Source organism: Micromonospora orduensis, assembly GCF_006228125.1.
Lineage (GTDB): Bacteria > Actinomycetota > Actinomycetes > Mycobacteriales > Micromonosporaceae > Micromonospora > Micromonospora orduensis.
This window is the reverse complement of record NZ_VDFY01000021.1, coordinates 1-2,075: the sequence shown is the minus strand read 5'-3', so window position 1 is coordinate 2,075 and position 2,075 is coordinate 1. Positions and strand designations below refer to the sequence as shown.

Here is a 2,075-nt window from a genome sequence, read left to right as displayed (position 1 = left end):
CCCCCAACAACACCACCCACACCCCACCCAAAAACGACACCGAAAAAATCATCCACCACATCTGGACCACCATCCTCAACAACCCCCACATCAGCACCACCGACAACTTCTTCCACCTCGGCGGCCACTCCCTACTCGCCACCCAAGTCACCACCCGAATCCGCCAAGAATTCGACACACCCCTGCCCCTACGCACCATCTTCGAAAACCCCACCATCACCCAACTCGCAAAAGCCGTGCAGCAGCACGGCAAACAGGCGGTGGTACCGCTCGCGCCCAGCACCGAAACGCCTGATCTGTCATTCGCCCAGCGGCGGCTGTGGTTCCTCGAACAGCTGAAGCCGAATTCGACGCTCTACGTCGTGCAATCGATGTGGCAGGTGTCCGGCTCGCTGGATCAGACGATCCTGGAGCGGGCGCTCACCGAGATCGTCCGCCGCCACCAGGTGCTGCGCACCACCTATCGCGACGACGCCGGCACCCCGGTGGCGGTGGTCCACGCCGACGGCGACGTGCGCGTATCCGTCGTCGACGCATCGCGCGAACCCGTGCCCGAGGCCTCCCGCCAGGCGATCGAGCTCGCACACCGCGAGGCGCAACTCGGCTTCGACCTGGCCGCCGGTCCCCTGCTGCGCGTCCATCTGGTGCGGGCGGCCGGCGATGTGTCCTTCCTGCTGTTCACCATGCACCACCTGGTGGTGGACGGCTGGTCGATGACCGTGCTCTGGCGGGAGCTGTCCGCCCTGTACGACGCGTTCTCCGCAGGTCGACCGACACCGCTGCCCCCACTTACCGTGCAGTACTCCGACTTCGCGTCCTGGCAGCGGAAGTGGCTGGCAACCCCGGAGGCGGCCGATCTCCTCGGCAGTCTCCGCGAACAGCTGGACGGCGCACCGCCGGCCCTGGACCTGCCGGCCGACCACCCCCGCCCGTCGATAGCCAGCGGCCACGGCGGGCGGGAAATCGTCGTCGTGCCGGCCGACCTGACAGAGTCACTCCGCAGGCTCGGCCTGGCGCAGAACGCGACGCTCTACATGACTCTGCTCGCCTGCTTCGACATCCTGCTGAGCCGATATGCCCGGACCAGGGACATCGTCACCGGGTCGCCGCTGGGTGGGCGCCCCTTCCCCGAGCTGGATGACCTGTTCGGCTTCTTCGTCAACTCCGTCCCCGTCCGGGTCCGGTGGTCCGGTGACCCGACCTTCAGGCAGCTTCTGGCGGTCGTACGGGAGGCGACGCTGGCCGCGTACACAACGGGGGACGTGCCGTTCGACCGGTTGGTGGAGAAGCTGGTCCCGGACCGCGACCTCAGCAGGAACCCGATCTTCCAGGTGTGGTTCGACCTCGACAGCGTCAGCGAGGCCGACCATCCGTCCGGGCTGCGCGTGACCGAGACGGAACTCGACCCGGGCAACACCCGGTTCGATCTGGAACTGTTGTTGGCTGAGCGTGACGGCCGAGTGGAGGGGACGCTGGGCTACAGCAGCGACCTGTTCACCGCCGACACCGCACGCCGCCTCGTCAGACATTTCATGAACGTATTGGCCAACGTCGCGGCGAACCCGGATCAAACGGTCCTCGCCGTGCGGCTCTTCGACGAGGATGAAGCACGGGCGTTGCTGCACGGTCCCCGCCCTCGGACAACACTGGTACCTCGACAGGACATCGTGGACCGGCTCACCAACGTCGCCGAGGCGACGCCGGATGCGGTGGCGTTGGTGCGGGGACAGGATCGGTTGACGTACCGCGAGTTGCAGGAGAGGGCCAACCGCTGCGCTCACCTCCTGCGCGCTGCCGGCGTCACCGCGGAGGTCGTCGTCGGCGTGTGCGGCCCCGCCGACCTGAACACCAGCACCCTGCTCCTGGCCATCCTCAAAGCCGGCGGCACCTACCTGCCACTGGACCCGACCCACCCCGACGAACGACTCCGCCACATGCTGCACAAGGCCGGCACCCACCTCGTCGTCACCCACAACGACACCCAGGCCCATCGCCTCGCCACCCTGCACCCCAACGTCACCACCTGGCAACAACTCACCACCGACCTGCACCACCAACCCACCACCGCCCCACCC

1 protein-coding gene is annotated in these 2,075 nt (G+C 67.2%); it reads left to right on the top strand.

The genetic code is table 11. The annotated features are described in order from the left end of the window. Window positions 1-2,075, top strand: a 2,075-nt coding sequence (locus FHG89_RS00135) for a condensation domain-containing protein (RefSeq protein ID WP_139581815.1), incomplete at both ends; no start/stop codon positions are given.